Raw genomic sequence first — 19,535 nt, forward strand, 5'->3', positions numbered from 1 at the left:
GACCCTCGAAAGCTCTCCATCCGCGCCAAAATCAAACGCGCAGGGTGGAGCGACGACTACCTCTCAACACTCATCGCCCAAATGCGATAGCCCTGCCCTGAAGGGGAGGGGTTGGGGTGGGGCCTATCCACAAATGATGCGCTTGCGGAACTGCCCCCCTTTCAGGGAGGGGCTTTAAGAAGACCGCCAGTGAGATCCGCTATTACGCCACCCAATCCTTCCGCAATGGCTTCGCCGCCAGCCACATCAGCAGCGCCGCGACCAGATACAGCACCAGCCCGATCAGCATCGAATAGCGCAGCGCCTCGTCGCCCAGCCTCAAGGTCAGCGCGTCGGACAGCGCGCCCAACGCAAAGCTCCCCGCGCCAAGCCCGATCAGATTGTTGATGAACAGGAAGCTTGCCGAGGCCGTCGCCCGCATGTGCGGCGGCACCAGATGCTGCACGGCGGTTATCACCGGCGCCAGCCACACATAGGCCAGCGCCTGCGGCACCAGGAAGAACAGGAACGCCGCCGTCACCGAGCTGGACAATATGCCCGCCGCGAACAGCGGCACCGCGATGACGAAGGCGATCGCCGGCGCGCGCGCATAAGCCGCGCGATCCTTCGTGCCGAACCGGTCGCCGACGAACCCGCCCAGCAGCACCCCCGGCACCCCGCCGAGCAGCAGGATCGCGCCGTAGAAATAGGACACGTCCTGAAGCTCGAGATGGAAGCTGCGCTTGAGCAAGGAGGGCAGCCAGAAGGCGAGGCCATAGCCCAGCATCGAGCTGGCCGACGCCCCGAACGCGAGCAGCCAGAAGCTTGGCTTGCGTGCCAGGATCGCGAACACCCGGCGCACCGGCTCGGTCGCCGCGACCGCACGGTCGCGCACCGGCTCGCGCACGATCAGCCGGAAGATCGGCGCGAGCGCGACTCCCGCCACCCCGACCACGATGAAGGCCGCGCGCCAGTCGACCGTGGTCGCGATATAGCCGCCGAGCAGAACGCCGGCCGCCGATCCGAGCGGGATGCCGAGCGAATAGACCGCCAGCGCGCGTGCCCGGCTCGCCGGCGGGAAAGTATCGGCGATCACTGCATAGGAAGGCGCGACGCCGCCGGCCTCACCCACGCCCACGCCCAGCCGGGCGCCGAACAGCTGCGCGAAATTGCCGGCCCAGCCGCACAGGGCAGTGAAACCGCTCCACACGCCCAGGCTGATCGTGATTGTCCAGGTCCGGCTCGTCCGGTCGGCGATCCAGGCGAGCGGGATCGCCAGCGTCGAATAGAGCAGGGCAAAGGCCAGCCCGCCCAGCACGCCGAGCTGGGTGTCGGTCAGGCTGAGATCCGCCTTGATCGCCGGCACCAGGATGCTGAAGATCTGCCGGTCGACGAAGTTGAACGTGTAGACGAGCAGCAGCATCGCCAGCGCCAGCGCGCGATATCCGCGGGAATGGGTGTCGGTCATGGTCTTCCCTGGCTCGAAACGAAGGAACCGGACGCTCATGTGCGAGCGCCCGGTCCCATACCCGCTGGTGCCGTCCGTCCGGGCGGCGGGTTCAGAACTTCGCGGAGATGGTCGCGAACACTTGGCGTGGATTGCCGTAATAGGCCGTCAGCACGCCGTCGGCACCCAGCGTCGCGATTGGCTTGCCTGCGCCGTTGAGGTTGTACGCGCCGGTATCCGGATTCTGGCTGAGGAAATTATAGCCCGAAACGATGTAGCGCTTGTCGGTCAGGTTGCGGCCATGAATGCCGATCGACCAGCGGTCGCCCGGCGCGCTCCACACGATGTTCGCATCGAGCAGGCTGAAGGCCTTCTGGTCGAGCCCGGGGGTCGGCAGCTCGAATTGCTGGCTGTCGCCGCGATAGGAGAGGGTGGTGCTGAGATTGAGCGACCCATCCTTCAGCGGGGTGGAATAGCTGAGCGTCCCGCTGACCGTCCAGTCCGGCGTGTTCTGGAACCGACGCTTTTTGGCGACGTCGAGCCCGCGCGAGTCGATGTAGCGAAGGAATTTCGCATCGATATAGCCAAGCGACCAGGCAAAGTTGAGCGAGTCTCCGTCGGTCCCGAAATCGCGGGCCGCTATCAGATTGCCTTCGAATTCCAGGCCGCGGATGCGCGCCTTGCCGGCGTTGGTGGTGATGCCGGCGAAGGTCTGAACGTTGTTGACGATCACCCCGACCGATCCGGGGATCTGTACGTCGGTATAATTCGCCTGGAAGCCGGCCAGCGCCATGGTCAGCCTGCGATCGAACAGCGAGGCCTTGTAGCCGACTTCGTAGCTCTCGACCGTTTCGGGATCGAACGACAGGAAGTTGTAGATGTCGTCCTGGTCGCCGCCGGCGCCGTTGATGCCATTACCGTTGAGGTCGGGTGCCGCCGTCCCGACACCGCGCGGATCGAAGCCACCGCCCTTGAAGCCCTTGGAATAGCTTGCATAGAGTGTGTGGTTCGGCGCCGGTTTGAAGGTGACCGAAGCACGCGGCGTGAACTTGGCGAAGCTCGCCTGGCCGCGGAAATCGGTCTGCCGTATGATCGGCGCCGTCGTGCCGCCGAAGAAGGGCGAGGAACCGAGATAGACGTTGCGCTGGATCTGCGAGCGGCGCTCGTCCCAGGTATAGCGACCGCCCGCCGAGACGCTGAACATCTCGTTGAACTTGTAGGTGAAGTCCCCGAAGATCGCGACGGTATCGGTGCGCACATTGCCGTAGGTCAGCGCGGTCACCGTGCCGGGCAGGCGCACGTCGAATACGGTGCGGGCCTCGGCATCGAGATAATAGCCGCCGAGCAGGCCGTTGAACCCGCCGCTCTCGACCAGCAGCTGTACTTCCTGCGAGAACTGCTTGTTGTTGTAGAAGGCCGGCACGTCGACATCGACTGCGGCGAGCGCGTCGAAATCGATCGGCGATGCGCTGTCGTCCTTGCGATAGGCAGTGATGCTGCGGAAGGTCAGCCAATCGGCGGGCTTTACCTCGCCGAACAGCGACAGGCCCCAGGCCTTCACCTCCTGCTTGGGGTCGATCAACCCGCCCCGGCTGTCATAGGGATCGGACAGCACGGGGGTGCCCGAAACCAGCCCGGGAATCAGGCGGTGGCCGCCACGCGCGTTGCTCTTGTCCTTGGTGTAATCGCCCGTCAGGCGGAAGAATGCTTCGCTGCTCGGCTGGATCTGCACCGTGGCGCGGCCGGCCCAGATGTCCTTGTTGTAGTTTTCCTCGCCGGTGGTCAGATTCTTGCCGAACCCGTCGCGGCTCAGTCGCGCGACCGCGCCACCGATCTTGATCGTGCCGTCGCCGATCGGCACGCTGCCGCTGATCACGCCGTCGGCCTGATTGTAGCTTCCATAGGAAGCGCGAACGTTGAGCGTCGGGTCGTCGCCAAGCCGGCGCGTCACATATTTCACCGCGCCGCCGATCGTGTTGCGGCCGTAAAGCGTGCCCTGCGGCCCACGCAGGACCTCGATCCGCTCCACATCGTAGATGTCGAGCACGGCTGCCTGCGGCCGGTTTAGATAGACGTCGTCGAGATAGAGGCCGACGCCGGCCTCGAACCCGGCGACCGGGTCCTGCTGACCCACGCCGCGGATGAAGGCGCTCAGCGTGGAGTTGGTGCCGCGCGAAACTTCGAGTGTGACGTTCGGAATGGTGTTGGCGATGTCGGTGACGTCGATCGCGCCGGCGCGGTCGAGCGCGGCGCCGGAAATGGCCGTGATCGCGATCGGCACGTCGATCAGCCGCTCGTCGCGCCGCCGCGCGGTCACCACCACGTCCACTGAATCGACGGCTTCGTCGATTGCCTGGTCGGCACTCGGCGCGTCCTGCGCAACAGCCGGCACGGCCATCAGCGCGGCGAGCGCGGCGCCGGCGTTCAGCAGCGTGCGCATGGAATCAAGGCGTGTCATATGATCTCCCCTCCTGCGGCGCCGCTTGAATAGCGGCCCGGTCTGATACCGGGTTGTGCGCCAGTTGAAGCCGCTATACTGAAACCTGAACCAGGTTTCAACTTGGGAAAGGGAGGGAGCCGAAAATGGCAGATGAGCGTGGCCAGACGGCAACGGTTTCAGGGCCGGCAGGGGGTTCGGAATCGGCCGCGAGCGAAGGCAAGGCGCCGCGCACCGAACGCGGTCGGCGGACGCTGCGCGCGATCCTGGATGCGGCGGCGATCGAGTTCGGCGAGAAGGGATTTCACGAGGCGTCGATCAGCGGCATCACCCGCCGCGCCGGCGTCGCGCTGGGCAGTTTCTACACCTATTTCGATTCGAAGGACGCGGTGTTCCGCGCGCTCGTCCGCGACATGTCGGATCGCGTGCGTGACCGGGTCGCGTCGGCGATCCGCGCCGCGCCGGACCAGATCGCGGCCGAGCGGGCCGGGCTCTACGAATTCATCATGTTCGTGCGCGGGCACAAGGAAATCTACCGCATCATCGACGAGGCCGAGTTCGTCGATCCTGAAAGCTTCCACCTTCATTACGCGACCACTGCGGACCGCATCGCCGCCCGGCTCAAGGCGGGTGCGGCGCGCGGCGAGATCCGCGCCGACGTCTCGGAAGTCCATGCCTGGGCAATCATGGGCATGAACGTCTTCCTCGGCCTGCGTTACGGCGTGTGGGAAGACGATGTCCCACCGGATGAGGTGGCCGATCAGGTCGCCGAAATGCTCGCTCGGGGCATCGGCGCGCGCTGATCGCGGATCATCGGGCAGAGACGATTCAATCGCCACCCCGCTCATGGCAATGTGAAGCGGTCAGGCTCCCTGGGCCGCTCCGCTCTTTCCCATTGTCGAGATGTGTTGGATGATTTTGCCGCGCATGCAGCGGAAAGGTCGCGGCTTTTGCGGCTGTCCCACGCTGTTTTTCCGCTGTTATCGCGTAACAGGGAAACGCGCCTCAAGCCCTTGTAAGAAGGGGATGAATTCCTGTCCGGTCTCCAACATAACAGCGGTAAAAAAACGCGGTCGCCGATTCCGGGCCGTGTTGGACTTTCAGGCCGGGTTCGAATCGTCCGCAAGAGCGTCGGAGAGCGAATCCCGCACCGACCGAATCGTATCGAGATCCACCCCGTCGGTCGGTCCCGCGGCCGCGCGCGGGGCGCTCGCCGGCGGCCGTTTGCGCTCGTCGGACAGCAGCTTCTGCACGCCGCGAATCGTATAGCCTTCGTGATTCAGCAGGCGATTGATCCGCTCGACCAGCGCCACATCCTCGGGCCGGTAATAGCGACGGTTGCCGGCGCGTTGCAGCGGCCGGAGCTGGGGAAAGCGCGTTTCCCAATAACGCAGGATATGTTGTGGCAGCCCGGTATCGCGGGACAGTTCGCCGATCGTCCGAAATGCGCCAGCCGCCTTGTCGGGCACGCCGGCCATGCCGGCGTCAGCCCGCGCCGACGATGCGATCGCGCATCATCTGGCTCGCGCGGAAGGTGAGCACGCGGCGTGGCGCGATCGGCACTTCGACGCCGGTCTTGGGATTGCGGCCGACGCGCTCGCCCTTGTCGCGCAGCACGAACGTTCCGAAGCCGGATATCTTGACGTTCTCGCCCTTGGACAGTGCTTCGCACATATGGCCCAGGATCTGCTCGACCAGCTTGGCCGAATCGGCACGCGAAAGTCCCACCTGATGGTGTAGCGCTTCGGCCAGATCGGCCCTCGTCAATGTCCCCACAGGTGCCATTTGCAAACTCTCCCCCGGTGGCAAGAAGTTAACCTAACACAATGATGGAGCGCACTGAAAGACCTTTGTTACGCGGGGAGAACGGCGCCTGGTCCGGCGATCCGATGCCCTAGAGGCGCACCACCGCCGCGCCCCAGGTGAAGCCGCCGCCCATTGCCTCGAGCACGATCAGCTGGCCTGGCTTGATCCGCCCGTCGCGAACCGCGGTGTCGAGCGCGAGCGGCACTGACGCCGCCGAGGTGTTGGCATGCTGGTCGACGGTGACCACGACGCGCGACGGATCGAGCCCGAGCTTGCGCGCGGTCGCGTCTAGGATCCGGGCATTGGCCTGGTGCGGCACGACCCAGTCGACCTCGCTCGAATCGATACCGGCGACGGCGAGCGATTCGGTCATCACTGCGGCGAGGTTGACGACGGCGTGGCGGAATACCTCCCGCCCCTTCATCCGCACCTTGCCGACCGTGCCGGTGGTGGAGGGGCCGCCATCGACGTAGAGCAGTTCGTTGTGGCGGCCATCGGCGTGGAGCCGCGTCGCGAGGATGCCGCGCTCGCCATTGCCTTCTTCGCCTTCGAGCACGATCGCGCCGGCGCCGTCGCCGAACAGCACGCAGGTCGTGCGGTCCTCCCAGTCGAGGATCCGGCTGAAGGTCTCGGCGCCGATCACCAGCGCGCGGCGATGGGCGCCGGCGCGGATCATGCTGTCGGCGACCTGCAGCGCATAGAGGAAGCCGGAGCAGACCGCCGCGACGTCGAACGCCACGCAATCGTTGATGCCCAGCATCGCCTGCACCTTGGTGGCGGTCGCGGGGAAGGTCTGGTCGGGCGTCGCCGTGGCGAGCACGATCAGGTCGATATCCTGTGCGGTCCGGCCCGCAGCGGCCAGCGCCGCCTTGCAGGCGTCCGCCGCCAGCGTACCGGTCGTCTCGTCCGGGCCGGCGATATGGCGGAAACGGATGCCGGTGCGCTCGACGATCCACTCGTCGGACGTGTCGACGGTCTCGGCCAGCTCGGCATTGGATACGCGCCGAACCGGCAGGGCCGCTCCGGTGCCGGTGATGATCGATCGAATCACGCTGCCTCGGCCTCGAAATTTCCAAGATCTTCGCTGATGCGCCGCGTCAGGTCGTCGCGCACCATCTTGGCCGCCGCGGCGATCGCAGTGGCCACGCCCAGTTCGTTGGCCCCGCCATGGCTCTTCACGACGATGCCGTTAAGGCCGAGAAAGACCGCGCCATTATGATTGTTGGGGTCGAGATGATGGCGCAGCAGGTCGGTCGCCGGCTTGGAGATCAGGAAGCCGATCTTGGAGCGGACCGAGCTGCGGAACGCGCGTTTCAGCAGGTCGCCGACGAAGCGCGCCGTGCCCTCGGCCGTCTTCAGCGCGATATTGCCCGAAAAGCCGTCGCACACGATCACGTCGACATCGCCGCGCGACAGGCGGTCGCCCTCGATGAAGCCGGTGAAGGTCATCGGCAGGTGAGTCGCCGCCCGGAGCGCCTGGGCGGCGTCGCGGATCTCGCCGGTGCCCTTCTGGTCCTCGCTGCCGATATTGAGCAGCGCGACTCGGGGCGAGGCGAGATCGAGATTGGTGCGGGCATAGGCTGCGCCCATCACCGCGAACTGGACCAGGTTGCGCGCATCGCATTCGGTATTGGCGCCCAGATCGAGCACCACCACGTCGTTCTCGCCGAGCGTCGGGAGCATCGCGGCGAGCGCCGGCCGGTCGATGCCGGGCAGCATGCGCAGCGACAGCTTGGCCATCGCCATCAGCGCGCCGGTGTTGCCGGAGGATACCGCGGCGGCGGCACGGCCCTGCTTCACCATGTCGATGGCAACGCCCATCGACGTGGTCTTGGCCCGGCGAATCGCCTGGCTCGGCTTGTCGCTCGATCCGACCACGCCGGGGGCATGGACGATCTCGCTATGCGCCGTGAGGTTGGGATGCGTCTTCAGACCTTCGCGAATCTGTGCTTCGTCCCCGACCAGGATGAAGCGCATTTCCTCGAAGCGCCGGCGCGCACGCGCGACGCCGGCCAGCATCACGGCCAGGCCTTCGTCGCCGCCCATTGCATCGACGGCGATCCGGGAGCTGTTCGACACGCGGCTGGCCCCCTGTTGGACGGTCTGGCTCAGCCTTCGACCGAAACGATCTCGCGGCCATTATAATGGCCACAGGCAACGCACAGATTATGCGGGCGCTTGAGCTCGCCACAGTTCGGGCATTCCTGGAATGCATCCGCGCTGATCGAGTCGTGGCTCCGGCGCATGCCGCGCTTGGACGGCGAAGTCTTTCTTTTTGGGACGGCCATTTCGGCGAAACCTTGTCTTATCTGGGTCAATAGCGCGGTACGCCCGGACGGACGCCAGCGCAACCGACGCTTCCGTCAGCCGCGGTAGGCACCAGCGGCCGGACGCATCGCGAAGCGTGCGCCTATAGCGATTCGAGCGAACGTTGCAAGCACGGCGAAGGGCTGGCACGGTCCGGCACGACATTTGGGGGAGAGAAAAGATGAATCCGATCATGCTGCCGATCACGCTCACGACGGCGGGCGGTGCCGCCCTGATCGCGCTGTGGCTGGCGCTCCGCACCGGCGGCGTCCGGCAAAAGGCCCAGGTCAGTATCGGTGACGGTGGCGACGCCGCGCTGATCTGCCGCATGCGGTCCCAGGCGAACTTCACGGAATATGCGCCCTTCATCGTGATCCTGATCGCGCTGATCGAATTCACCGCCGGCACCTCGACCTGGCTCTGGGTGGCGAGCGTCGCTTTCCTCGTCGCGCGCATCCTGCACCCGCTCGGCATGGACGGCATGAAATATGGCCGCGCGATCGGCACGGCGGTCACCTTCCTGCTGCTCGCCGGGCTCGGCCTCTATACCATCAGCCTGCCGCTGCTGGCGAAACACGCTGCAAAGCCGAACGTGATCGAGACGGTTCCGGCGGCGGGGTGAGCCTTTGTTAAGCCCCTCGCCCGAAGGAGGGGGCTATGCCGTTACGCCGCCATCGCTCGATCGCTCACGAACATGTTGTGCTGCCGCTCATGGGCGAAGTTGCTCGGCGGTCCGTGTCCCGGGATGAACGCGGTATCGTTGCCCAGCGGCCAGAGCTTGTCGACGATCGACTGCAGCAGATGCTGGTGGTTGCCCAGCGGGAAGTCCGTCCGGCCGATCGATCCCTGGAACAGCACGTCGCCGACCAGCGCAAGCTTCGACGGGGCATGGTGGAAGATCACGTGACCGGGCGTGTGGCCCGGGGTGTGATAGACGTCGAGCGAAAGGTCGCCGACGGAGACGCTGTCGCCCTCGACCAGCCAGCGGTCGGGCTCGAACACCACGCCGCGGATGCCGTAATTCTTGCCGTCCTCGTCGAGTCGCGCGATCCAGAAGCGGTCGGCCTCGTGCGGCCCCTCGATCGGCACGCCCAGCTCTTCGGCCAGCGGCTTGGCCTCGCCGCAATGATCGATATGGCCGTGGGTGAGGATGATCTTCTCGATCGTCACCTTATGCTGGGCCGCGGCGGCGCGCAGCTTGGGCAGGTCGCCGCCCGGATCGACAAAGGCACCACGCATCGTCGCGGTGCACCAGATCAGGGAGCAATTCTGCTGGAGCGGGGTCACGGGCACGATCGCCACGCGAAGAGGAGGATTGGCCATGCCGTCGAGGTAAGCGCCGCGGCCGCTCCGGGCAAGCACGGGGTTGCCGTTCCGCCTTCCGGGCTGCATTTGCGGGCAGCCGATGCTCGCCCGTGAAACCGCCCCGTTCGTTCTGCTGGACGATGCCCGCGAGGAAGCGGCGCCAGCCCGACTGTATCGCCGGCCGATCCGAATCGTCGAGGCGCGCCGCCTTGCGGAGGTCGGGCCGGCGCTCGATGCATTGCGCGCGGCGCGGGACACGGGGCTGCATGCTGCAGGCTTCCTCTCCTATGATGCCGGCGCCGCGTTCGAGCCGGTGCTCGCCGCGCCGCGGGCCGGCGATACGCCGCTGCTGTGGTTCGGCCTGTTCGAGGATTATGAGGAGATCGCGTCCGCTGACGTTCCGGCGTTGCTGCCCGATCCCGCCGGCGCCTGGATCGCGCCGCCGCAGCCCAGCATCACCCAGGCCGATCATGCGGCGCAGATCGCGCGGGTGCTCGATCTGATCGCCGCGGGCGATGTCTATCAGATCAATCTCAGCTACCGCGCGATGGTCCGCCATGCCGGCAACCCGCTGGCGCTCTACGCGCAACTCCGCGCCCGGGCCCGGGCCGGCTTCGGCGCGCTGGTCGATACGGGGGCGGACATGTTTCTGTCGTTGTCGCCCGAACTGTTCTTCACGCTCGACGATCGCCGGCTGACTTGCAAGCCAATGAAAGGCACCGTCCGCCGCGGTACCATGCCGGCCGAGGATCGGGCGCTCGCCGCCGCGCTGCGCGCCGATCCGAAGCAGCGGGCGGAAAACCTGATGATCGTCGATCTGATGCGCAACGATCTCTCGCGCGTGGCCCGGCCGGGCAGCGTCGCGGTGCCGGCGCTGTTCACGGTCGAAACCTACCCGACCGTCCACACCATGGTATCCACCGTCAGCGCCGATCTCGACGAGGGATGCGATGCGATCGACGCGATCGGGGCGCTGTTTCCCTGCGGATCGATCACGGGCGCGCCGAAGATCCGCGCGATGCAGGCCATCGCCGAGGTCGAGCGCGCCAGCCCGCCGCGCGGCGCCTATACCGGTTCGATCGGGCGGCTGGACTCGAACGGCGATGCGATGTTCAACGTCGCCATCCGCACGCTGGCGATCCGGCATGGCGAGGGGCATGGGATTTTCGGCGTCGGCGGCGGCATCGTCGCCGATTCGAACGCGCCCGACGAATGGGATGAATGCCTTGCCAAGGGGGATTTCCTGACCAGCGACAGCTCCTTCGATCTGATCGAGACGATGGCGTTCGGTCCCGACACGGGCTTGCGGCTGCTTGAGCGCCATCTCGCCCGGATGAAGGCGAGCGCCGACTTCTTCGGCTTCCCGTTCGATCGGCACACCGTCCGCAACGAACTGCAGGCCGCCACCTTCCGCCTGCGCCGGACGCGGCGCATCCGGCTGGTGCTGGCGCGGAGCGGCGCGATCGCGATCGAGGTCTCGGCAATGCCGATGCCGCCGGACTGGCCGGTCGAGGTCGGGATCGTCCCGCTGCCGGTCGATCCGGCCGATTTCCGCCTGAGCCACAAGACGAGCGACCGCGCCTTTTACGATCGGGCGCGGTGCGGGCGGTTCGAAGTTGTGTTCACCGATCCCCAAGGCTTCCTGACCGAGGGCAGCTTCACCTCGATCTTCGTCGAGCGCGGCGACATGCTCGTCACACCGCCGCTCGCGCGCGGGCTGCTGCCCGGTATCCTGCGCGCCGACCTGATCCAGCGCGGGCTCGCGATCGAGGGCGATCTGACCCCGGCCGATCTCGCCGGCGGTTTTTTCGTCGGGAATGCGCTGAGAGGGTTGATTCCGGGCATTGTTGCGGTTGCGAACGGAAGCACCCCCAGTCTATAGCCGCGCCGCTTCCCCGACCAAAGGCGCCCTCATCATGCAACCATCCGCCGCGCTCGCCCGAATCAGCCCTTCGGCCACGCTCGCCATCACCACGCGCGTGCTCGAACTGCAGCGCGCCGGCGTCGACGTGATCGGCCTCGGCGCGGGCGAGCCGGATTTCGACACGCCCGACTTCATCAAGGAAGCCGGGATCAAGGCGATCCGCGACGGCAAGACAAAATACACCAATGTCGACGGCACGCCCGAGCTGAAGGCGGCGGTGATCACCAAGTTCAAGCGCGACAACGGCCTGACCTACACGCCCGACCAGATCACCATCAACGCGGGCGGCAAGCACACTCTGTTCAACGCGATGGTCGCAACGGTAAATCCTGGTGACGAAGTCGTGGTGCCGGCGCCTTATTGGGTGAGCTATCCCGATGTCGTGCTGTTCGCCGGCGGCACGCCGGTGTTTGTCGCGGCCGGGCCGGAGCAGGGCTACAAGATCCTTCCGGAGCAGCTCGACGCGGCGATCACGCCGAAGACGAAATGGGTGATCCTCAACTCGCCATCCAACCCGACCGGCGCCGCCTATTCGGCCGCCGAGCTGAAGGCGCTGGGCGAAGTGCTGGAACGGCATCCGCATGTCTGGATCTTCGCGGACGATATGTACGAGCATATCATCTATGACGGGTTCAAATTCGCCTCGATCGCGCAGGTCTGCCCCTCGCTCTACGATCGCACGCTGACCGCGAACGGCTGCTCCAAGGCCTATGCGATGACCGGCTGGCGGATCGGCTTTGCTGGCGGCGCGCCGTGGCTGATCAAGGCGATGGCCAAGCTCCAGTCGCAGTCGACATCCAACCCCTGCTCGATCGCGCAGGCGGCATCGGTCGCCGCGCTGACCGGCGACCAGTCCTTCCTCAAGGATAACGCTGCCCTGTTCCAGTCGCGGCGCGATCTCGTCGTGTCGATGCTCAACCAGGCCAATGGCATCACTTGCCCGCGGCCTGAAGGCGCCTTCTACGTCTATCCCGAATTCTCGGCGCTGATCGGCAAGTCGACCCCCAAGGGCCAACTGATCGACACTGACGAGGCGATGGTCACCTATCTGCTCGACGAGGCGAAGGTCGCGGCGGTGCACGGCGGTGCGTTCGGCCTCTCGCCGGCGATGAGGATCAGCTACGCGACCTCGGAAGAATTGCTGCGCGAGGCATGTGAGCGCATCCAGACGGCCTGCGCGGCCGTACGATAAGGGTCAGCCAGCTTTCGTTCATCCGGGCGAGGCGAAAGCGGCTCCGTAACGAATCGGCTCCGGCCGGTCGGACGCCCGAAAACGACGAAGGCTGATGGCGATGCGCGCTATTCTGAAAGACGGGTTTTTCTGGCGTTTCGCCGGTGGTTTCGTGATCGGTGCGATCAGCCTGCTGGTCCTGCAGCCGGCGGAGGCGACGGTACCGGCCGAGCGCCCGGCGCTGGCAGCGCAGATGTTGCCCTGACCCTTCCGGTTCGGCCGGGAATGCCTACATTCGGCCTGACGGGGCCAGATGAGAGGCACTATTCATGATCAAGAAATTGCTGGTCGCCGCGGCAGCTGCGGGCGTCGTGCTGACGGCCGTGTCAGGCGGCGCGGCCAATGCCGAGCGCGCCGTGCCCATTCCGGCTGCAATCCGCGACGTTCCGAAAACGCCGGGCACCCAGACCGCGATCTTCGCCGGCGGCTGCTTCTGGGGCGTGGAGGCAGTGTTCGAGCGGGTGAAGGGCGTCCGCGCCGTCACCGCGGGCTATGCCGGCGGCACCGCGCAAACGGCGACCTATGATCAGGTCAGCACGGAGCGGACCGGCCATGCCGAGGCAGTGAAGATCGTCTTCGATCCGGCCCGGGTGAGCTACGCGACTCTGTTGCGCGTCTATTTCTCGATCGCGCATGATCCGACCCAACTCAACCGGCAGGGGCCGGACAGCGGCCCGAGCTATCGTTCGGCGATCTTCCCGCAAAGTCCGGCACAGCGCGCGGTGGCCGCGGCCTATATCGCGCAGCTCGGCCAGGCCCGCGCCTTTCCACGGCCGATCGTGACGAAGCTGGAAAGCGGCGGCTTCTTCCCGGCCGAAGCCTATCACCAGGATTTCTACGACCGGAACCCGAGCCACCCCTATATCGTGCAATGGGACAAGCCGAAGGTCGCTGCCTTCAAGGCGGGGTTCCCGGCGCTGGCGCGCTGATCCAACCACCGCTGGCAGGTGGCTCGATATAATTCAGGCCGCCAGCGGAAACCGCAGCATCCGGTCCTCGACCGGTACCAGCGCCTCGGCACCTCTCCCCACCGCGCGGACGATCTCCGGATGTCCGGCGTCGAGCCCGCCGGTGAGGGCACCGAACGCCGGCAGGATCAGCTTGGCCGGCGTCGCGACGAAACAGCGGCGCGACACCTGACGCCCGCGTACCCGGATGCGCAGCTTGGGATGGAAATGCCCGGACAGCTCGGGCCGCGGCTCGTGAGGATCGGCCTCGTGACGCAGCATCAGGCCGTCGACCAGTGCTTCGTCCATCACCTCGCCGCCGCAGCGATCGATGCGACGGTCGTGATTGCCAGTGATCCAGATCCAGCGCCGTCCGCCGGTCAGCGCGCGCAGCAACGCCTGCGCGTCGGCGGGCAACCGGTCGCAACCATCCGAATCATGGAAACTGTCGCCCAGGCACCAGATCTCGGCCGCGTTGGTCTGCGCGGCCAGTGCCGCCAGCTCAGTCAGGGTCGCGATCGAATCATAGGGCGGCAGCATCTGGCCGCGAATCGCGAACCAGCTCGCCTTCTCGAAATGCAGGTCGGCGACCAGCAGCGCGCGCCGTGCGGGCCAGAAAAGCGCGCCTTGTGGCAGCGCAAGCAGATCATGTCCGGCGAACGAAAAGGGAACCATGGCCTTGCTATGACGCGATCGGCACCCCAGATCAACGGCTTGCGGCGGCGCAACAAAAGCGCTTGCGCTGGCCCGCAACAGGCGTAAAGCGCGCCGTCCTCCTCGGCAGGCCAATTTTTCATGTCATCAGTCCCGGAAATAACGGGGGAAGCAACGGGGCATCCGCATCGTCCCCATCCGGCGATGGTGGCGCTCACCATCGGCGCGATCGGTGTGGTCTTCGGCGATATCGGCACCAGCCCGCTCTATGCATTCCGCGAGGCGCTGGCCCAGTCGGCCCATGACGGGATCGACGCGAGCGAGATTCTGGGCGTGCTGAGTCTGGCGCTGTGGACCCTGACCCTCGTGGTCAGCGTCAAATATGTCCTCTTCCTCATGCGCGCCGACAATCAAGGCGAGGGCGGAGTGCTCGCCCTGACCGCGCTGGCCCGGCGTGCGCTGGGACGGCGTTCGGTGATCGCCCTGGTGCTCGGCGCGGCCGGTGCGGCCCTGTTCTATGGCGACGCGATCATCACGCCGGCGCTGTCGGTGTTGTCCGCAGTGGAAGGGTTGCGCACCATACCCGGCGCCGGGACCGTGGTCGGCGAACACACCATCCTGTTTCTCACCATCGCCATTTTGATCGCGCTTTTCCTGATCCAGGCGCGCGGCACGGCGCATGTCTCGCGGCTGTTCGGCCCGGTCTGCGTGCTGTGGTTCCTGACGATCGGCGGCATGGGTCTGTGGCACATTTGGGATGAGCCTTCGATCCTGCGCGTGGTCTCGCCGTGGTATGGCGCCGAGTTCCTGATGACGCACGGCGTGACCGGCCTGTTCGTGCTGGGCGCGGTGTTCCTGACGGTGACGGGTGCCGAGGCGCTGACCGCGGATATGGGCCATTTCGGCGCCGCGCCGATTCGCATCGGCTGGTTCATCCTGGTCTTCCCGGCGCTTACGCTCAACTATCTCGGTCAGGGCGCCTTCGCGCTCAGCGCGCTGGAGACGGCGTCGGCCTCGCACGTCGCCTTCGCCAATCAGGACTGGTTCTTCCTGATGGCGCCCGATGCCTTCCGGCCCTGGCTCGTTTTTCTGGCGACGCTCGCCACGATCATCGCCAGCCAGGCCGTGATCACCGGCGCCTATTCCTTGACTCAGCAGGCGATCCAGCTCGGCCTGTTGCCGCGGCTGCGCATACGCCAGACCTCGGCGCGCCATTCGGGCCAGATTTACCTTCCCTCGATCAACTGGCTGTTGCTGGTCGGCGTGCTGGTACTGGTGATCCAGTTCCGCACCTCCTCCGCGATGGCTGCGGCCTATGGCATTGCCGTCACCGGCACGATGGTCGTCACCACCTGCCTGGCCTATATCGTCGCCCGGCATCGCTGGAACTGGGGCCGCCCGCTTGCGATCGCGGTGATCCTGCCCTTCTTCGCGCTCGACACGATCTTCTTCGGGGCGAACATCCTGCGCGTGATCGAGGGCGGCTGGGTGTCGCTGGTCGTTGGTGCGGTGATCGCGTTGCTGATCTACACCTGGGTGCGGGGCCGCGGCATCGTCCGCGCCTTCGAGCAGCGCCAGAGCGTGCCGCTCGCCGATCTCGCCGCGGCGCTCGGCCGTCGCCCGCCCGAACGAGTCGAGGGCACGGCGGTGTTCCTCACCGCCAATCCGGAAAGCGCGCCGGGCGCGCTGCTGCACAATCTCAAGCACAACAAGGTGCTGCACGAGCGCAACCTGATCGTAAGCATCCGCACCGCCGATCGCCCGGCCGTGCCGCCCGAGGAACGCGTGCGAACGACCCGGATCGACGACAATTTCTGCGCCGTGGTGCTGACCTATGGCTTCATGGAATCGCCGGACGTGCCGCGCGACCTCGGGCTCGAACAGGCCGGCGCGCGCAAGCTGCTCAATCCGGCCAAGACCAGCTATTTCATCGGCCGCAACACGCTGAAGCCGGCTGCCAACCAGGGCATGCCCTTATGGCAGGACCGGATCTTCATGTTCCTGCAGCGAAATGCGAGCGACCCGACCGATTTCCTGCGCATCCCGCCCGGCAAGGTGCTCGAACTTGGCGAACAGGTGACCGTGTAAGCCTCGCAAAGGGCGGGATTCAGGGCGCTGGCGGGCGCCTGCGGACTTTGGCCTACCCCGCGTACGCCTTGACCAGATCGTACAGATAGTCGCGTCCGTCATAGAGCGACTTGGTCCGGATCCGCTCGTTCAGGCCGTGAATGCCGTTCATGTCCGTGTCGACGAAAATGCCGGGTGCGCCATAGACCGGGATGCCGATCGCCTGGAGAAAAATGCCGTCCGTCGCGCCCGTCGACATCAGCGGCAGCATCGGCAGGCCCGGGAAATATTTTGCCGCGACGGCCTTGGCCGGGCCGACGATCTTCGGATCGAGCGTCGGGGGAATCGCAGTCGGGCGGACCGGCTGGTTGACGGTTACCGTCACTTTCGCGCCGGCCAGCTCCTTGAGCTTGGCAAGCGTGCCCTCCACCGTTTCGCCAGGGAAGATTCGGCAATTGACGTTGGCCGAGGCGCGCTGCGGCAATGCGTTCTCGGCATGACCGGCATTGACCAGAGTCGCGACGCAGGTGGTGCGCAAGGTCGAATGCATTGCCTTGTCGCGGCTGACGAGTGCGTCGGCTGCCTTGTCCTCGGGATTGGTGAGCAGCCGGTTGATCGCATCGCCCACTGGCCCGGGCATCGCTGCCGCGGTCGCGCCGAAGAACGCCCGGGTGGTGTCCGTGAACTTCACCGGGAACTCATAGGTCCGCACTGCCTCCAGCGCGTCGGCCAGCTCGTAGATCGCATTGTCGGGCGTCGGCTGCGAGCTGTGCCCGCCGGGGTTGGTCGCCGCGAAAGTGTAATTCTGCGCGGCCTTCTCGCCGACCTGGATCGCCAGCAATTGCGGCTTGCCGTCCGCGTCGTAGCGGCCGCCACCGCCTTCGTTTAGCGCGAATTCCGCGGCGATCAGGTCCGGCCGATTGGCCGCCAGCCACTGGGCTCCGTTGAACGCGAACGTCGTCTCCTCGCCGCAGGTGAGCGCGAGCTTGATCGTCCGTTTCGGTTTGTAGTCGCTGGTCTTGAAACGGATCAGGCTGTCCGCCCACACCGCCGCCATCGCCTTGTCGTCGACCGTGCCGCGCGCATAATAATAGCCCTCCTGCTCGATCAGCTTGAACGGATCGCGCACCCAATCCTCGCGCTTCGCCTCGACCACGTCGAGATGGCCGAGCAGCAGCATCGGCTTGGCTTTCCTATCCGATCCGGCCAGCACCGCGACGATGCCGCCGTCCTTGGGATGGTCCGGCACCGAGAAATAGGTGATGTCGCTGTCGGCGAAGCCAGCCGCCTTGAGCCGCGCGCCGATCTGCGCCGCCGCCTGGGTGCAGCTGCCTGAGGACAGGGTCGTGTTGGTCTCGATAAGCTCCTTGTAGAGCCCGAAAAATGCCTGCTGGTCTGGGCGGAGCGTCTGCGCCGATGCGTGCAGCGGCGCCAAGGTGGTCAGCGTAGCCGCAGATAGCGCTACTGCTCGAATGATCGCCCGCATTGTCGCCCCCCGATTGTTCGGGGGAAGCTAGCGTCGCGCGGGGTGGGAACGCAACGGCGAATATCCCGCGCCGGACAGGCGCACTTCGCGATTGGGGAAATCGATCGAGACGCGCTGGAAAAGACGGAGCGCATCCATGCCGAGCAGCATGGCGGGCTGATCGATCAGCCCGAAGCGGCGAAACGGCTCGGCATCGCTGAACGCGACGGGCAGATGGTTGAAGGTCGCGCCGCCGAACTCGACCGTGTCGATCTGAGTATAATCGAGCTGCATCGTTTCGCCCGTCACGTCCCACAAGGATATCGGCTTTGCCATTCGGGCGCTGCGCCCCATCCGGCGCTTCAACGCGAGATTGCCCATCGTGACGTTCGATCCGGTGTCCAGGATCACGCGGACCTTGCGCCCCCGATAGCTGGCGTCGCTCACGATCAGCTGGCCGAAGATGTTCTTGCCCCTGACGATGATCTCGCCCGGCGCCGCGGTGGTGGTCCGGTTGCGCCTGGTCGACGGGATCACGCTCATGGTCTGCTTGACGAAATCGATCGACAGCCTGTGCCCCTGCAGCGTGTCGAGCCCAAGCATGCCCGGCGCGCCCAGGTTGCGCGATTCGAGCGAGGGCGCCTCGATGCTGGTGCCGCCGAGCGTGCTGACGCTGATCATCGGGATCACGACGGTGCCGACATTGGCGGTGCCGGTCATCGCGGTCAGCCGTACGTTCCTGCCGGATGCCAGGCCCAGGGTGCCGGCCAGCTCGCGCGAGATGACGGTGCGCTGGGCCCCGGTATCGACGACGAAATGATAGGGGCCGTTGCTGCCGATCGAAACCGGCACGGTCATCCGGTCCTGCGCGGTGCCCAGATCGAGCTGGGCCGGTGGCCCATCCGCGGGCGGGAGCGGATCCTGCGCCACGGATGCTCCCGGCGCGATCGCGGCCAGCGCCAGGGACAGGGACAGGAGAATCAGGCTGCGCGCGGGATGCGTTGCGGCAACAAGCGGTGCGTCAGCCATCGCGTCGATATCCCCGGGGCAGGGCGAACCGCACCTCGCGATTCGCGAAATCAACCTCGACCTGCCGGAACAGCCGCAGCGCGTCCATCCCGAGCAGCAACGCCGGCTCGTCCTTCAGCCCGAATTTCCGGAACGGCGCTACATCGGCAAAGGCGATGGGCAGGTGATTGAAGGTGACTCCGCCGATATCGAGCCGTTCCACCTGCGTGTAGTCCGCGACCAGCGTGTCGCCCGTCACGCTGGTCAGCGTGATCGGCTGAGCCGTCTTCAGAGCGCCACGCATCCGCGCGCGAAGGGCGCTGTTGCCCATGCTCACCGCCGATCCGGTATCGATGATCACGCTGATCCGCCGGCCCTTGTAATAGGCCTGGGTGACGATCAGCTGACCATAGACGCTGCGCGCGCGGACGATGATGTCGCCGTTCCGGCTCGGTGGTCGATTGCGCTTCGTCGATGGCCGGACGGTCATGCGGTTCGTCTCGAAATCGATCGATAGTGCATGGCCGCTCAGCGTGTCGATCCCGAGCATGCCGGGGGCGCCGAGATGCGCCGAAAACAGCGCCGGCGCCTCGATCGGCTGGCTGGTGATCCGGCTGACATTGAGCGAGGGGATTACGACGGTTCCGACGTTGCTGGTCCCGGTCATCGCTGTCATCCGCACATCGGGGCCGCGCGTCAGGCCCAAAGTCGTGGCGAGCTCGCGCGAGATCACGGTGCGCTCGGCGCCGGTGTCGATGATGAAGGCGAACGGGCCGGTGCCGCCGATGGTGACCGGCACGGTCATGCGCGATGCCGTGTCGTCGAAGTCCAGCGAGGCCTCGGCCGGCACTGCCGGTACCGCGCCTTGCCGCGCCGGCAACGCCGCAGGGGCGGTTGCCGTGATGGCGATGACAAGGGCTATAAAGCCACGCATGAGACGAAGTTACGCCCGATCCGG

The 19,535-nt window shown here is 66.2% G+C and carries 19 protein-coding genes; 7 read left to right on the forward strand and 12 right to left on the reverse strand.

What is annotated here, in order from left to right:
- Positions 1-202: 202 nt before the first annotated feature.
- Both U1769_RS24350 and U1769_RS24355 read right to left on the reverse strand, forming a co-directional pair.
- Positions 203-1,447 carry a spinster family MFS transporter gene (locus tag U1769_RS24350; protein WP_332720758.1) on the reverse strand — a complete coding sequence of 415 codons (1,245 nt, stop codon included), beginning with the start codon at positions 1,445-1,447 and terminating at the stop codon, positions 203-205.
- A gap of 91 nt (positions 1,448-1,538) precedes the next feature.
- Positions 1,539-3,884, reverse strand: coding sequence for a TonB-dependent receptor (locus U1769_RS24355; protein ID WP_332720759.1), 2,346 nt, complete (start codon positions 3,882-3,884; stop codon positions 1,539-1,541).
- A 125-nt stretch (positions 3,885-4,009) separates the two neighbouring features.
- Here U1769_RS24355 and U1769_RS24360 point away from each other — a divergent pair, with 125 nt between their 5' ends.
- Complete coding sequence (locus U1769_RS24360; RefSeq protein WP_332720760.1) at positions 4,010-4,666, forward strand: TetR/AcrR family transcriptional regulator; 657 nt, start codon at positions 4,010-4,012, stop codon at positions 4,664-4,666.
- A 297-nt stretch (positions 4,667-4,963) separates the two neighbouring features.
- Here the strand turns inward: U1769_RS24360 and U1769_RS24365 are convergent, their stop codons facing one another.
- The 5 genes from U1769_RS24365 to rpmF all read right to left on the reverse strand — a co-directional run bounded on the left by U1769_RS24365 (position 4,964) and on the right by rpmF (position 7,957).
- On the reverse strand, positions 4,964-5,341 hold the full coding sequence (locus U1769_RS24365) for a MerR family transcriptional regulator (RefSeq protein ID WP_332720761.1): 378 nt from the start codon (positions 5,339-5,341) through the stop codon (positions 4,964-4,966).
- Between the two features lie 7 nt (positions 5,342-5,348).
- Positions 5,349-5,648: an integration host factor subunit alpha gene (locus U1769_RS24370; protein ID WP_332720762.1), complete on the reverse strand. Its 300-nt coding sequence runs from the start codon at positions 5,646-5,648 to the stop codon at positions 5,349-5,351.
- A gap of 109 nt (positions 5,649-5,757) precedes the next feature.
- Positions 5,758-6,720 carry a beta-ketoacyl-ACP synthase III gene (locus U1769_RS24375; protein ID WP_332720763.1) on the reverse strand — a complete coding sequence of 321 codons (963 nt, stop codon included), beginning with the start codon at positions 6,718-6,720 and terminating at the stop codon, positions 5,758-5,760.
- A complete protein-coding gene (gene plsX, locus U1769_RS24380) occupies positions 6,717-7,748 on the reverse strand; it encodes a phosphate acyltransferase PlsX (RefSeq protein ID WP_332720764.1) in 1,032 nt (343 codons plus the stop codon). The genes U1769_RS24375 and plsX overlap by 4 nt, the downstream gene beginning before the upstream one ends.
- Positions 7,749-7,777: 29 nt before the next feature.
- On the reverse strand, positions 7,778-7,957 hold the full coding sequence (gene rpmF, locus U1769_RS24385) for a 50S ribosomal protein L32 (protein WP_332720765.1): 180 nt from the start codon (positions 7,955-7,957) through the stop codon (positions 7,778-7,780).
- A gap of 200 nt (positions 7,958-8,157) precedes the next feature.
- Between rpmF and U1769_RS24390 the strand changes: the two genes are divergently transcribed.
- Positions 8,158-8,598: an MAPEG family protein gene (locus U1769_RS24390; protein ID WP_332720766.1), complete on the forward strand. Its 441-nt coding sequence runs from the start codon at positions 8,158-8,160 to the stop codon at positions 8,596-8,598.
- A gap of 41 nt (positions 8,599-8,639) precedes the next feature.
- On the opposite strand, the gene U1769_RS24395 is transcribed toward U1769_RS24390, so the two are convergent.
- Positions 8,640-9,299 carry an MBL fold metallo-hydrolase gene (locus tag U1769_RS24395; protein WP_332720767.1) on the reverse strand — a complete coding sequence of 220 codons (660 nt, stop codon included), beginning with the start codon at positions 9,297-9,299 and terminating at the stop codon, positions 8,640-8,642.
- 82 nt (positions 9,300-9,381) lie between these two features.
- Between U1769_RS24395 and pabB the strand changes: the two genes are divergently transcribed.
- The 4 genes from pabB to msrA all read left to right on the forward strand — a co-directional run bounded on the left by pabB (position 9,382) and on the right by msrA (position 13,365).
- Entirely contained in the window at positions 9,382-11,163 is a 1,782-nt protein-coding gene (gene pabB, locus U1769_RS24400; RefSeq protein ID WP_332720768.1) for an aminodeoxychorismate synthase component I, read from the forward strand.
- A gap of 34 nt (positions 11,164-11,197) precedes the next feature.
- Positions 11,198-12,397 carry a pyridoxal phosphate-dependent aminotransferase gene (locus U1769_RS24405; RefSeq protein ID WP_332720769.1) on the forward strand — a complete coding sequence of 400 codons (1,200 nt, stop codon included), beginning with the start codon at positions 11,198-11,200 and terminating at the stop codon, positions 12,395-12,397.
- A 94-nt stretch (positions 12,398-12,491) separates the two neighbouring features.
- Positions 12,492-12,641: a hypothetical protein gene (locus U1769_RS24410; RefSeq protein ID WP_332720770.1), complete on the forward strand. Its 150-nt coding sequence runs from the start codon at positions 12,492-12,494 to the stop codon at positions 12,639-12,641.
- A gap of 64 nt (positions 12,642-12,705) precedes the next feature.
- Positions 12,706-13,365, forward strand: a complete 660-nt coding sequence (gene msrA / locus U1769_RS24415; protein WP_332720771.1) for a peptide-methionine (S)-S-oxide reductase MsrA — start codon at positions 12,706-12,708, stop codon at positions 13,363-13,365.
- Positions 13,366-13,398: 33 nt separating this feature from the next.
- On the opposite strand, the gene pdeM is transcribed toward msrA, so the two are convergent.
- Entirely contained in the window at positions 13,399-14,058 is a 660-nt protein-coding gene (gene pdeM, locus U1769_RS24420) for a ligase-associated DNA damage response endonuclease PdeM (protein WP_332720772.1), read from the reverse strand.
- Between the two features lie 120 nt (positions 14,059-14,178).
- Between pdeM and U1769_RS24425 the strand changes: the two genes are divergently transcribed.
- A complete protein-coding gene (locus U1769_RS24425) occupies positions 14,179-16,125 on the forward strand; it encodes a potassium transporter Kup (protein WP_443030452.1) in 1,947 nt (648 codons plus the stop codon).
- A gap of 52 nt (positions 16,126-16,177) precedes the next feature.
- Here the strand turns inward: U1769_RS24425 and U1769_RS24430 are convergent, their stop codons facing one another.
- Genes U1769_RS24430 through U1769_RS24440 form a run of 3 tightly spaced genes read right to left on the reverse strand, consistent with a single transcriptional unit; the run spans position 16,178 to position 19,511 of the window.
- The gene (locus tag U1769_RS24430; protein ID WP_332720774.1) at positions 16,178-17,590 is read right to left on the reverse strand and encodes a M20/M25/M40 family metallo-hydrolase; all 1,413 of its coding nucleotides are present in this window, start codon (positions 17,588-17,590) and stop codon (positions 16,178-16,180) included.
- A gap of 27 nt (positions 17,591-17,617) precedes the next feature.
- Entirely contained in the window at positions 17,618-18,598 is a 981-nt protein-coding gene (locus tag U1769_RS24435) for an aspartyl protease family protein (protein WP_332720775.1), read from the reverse strand.
- Complete coding sequence (locus tag U1769_RS24440) at positions 18,591-19,511, reverse strand: aspartyl protease family protein (RefSeq protein WP_332720776.1); 921 nt, start codon at positions 19,509-19,511, stop codon at positions 18,591-18,593. The genes U1769_RS24435 and U1769_RS24440 overlap by 8 nt, the downstream gene beginning before the upstream one ends.
- Positions 19,512-19,535 lie beyond the last annotated feature (24 nt).

The sequence above is a fragment of the Parasphingomonas zepuensis genome, from assembly GCF_036663735.1.
GTDB lineage: Bacteria > Pseudomonadota > Alphaproteobacteria > Sphingomonadales > Sphingomonadaceae > Sphingomonas.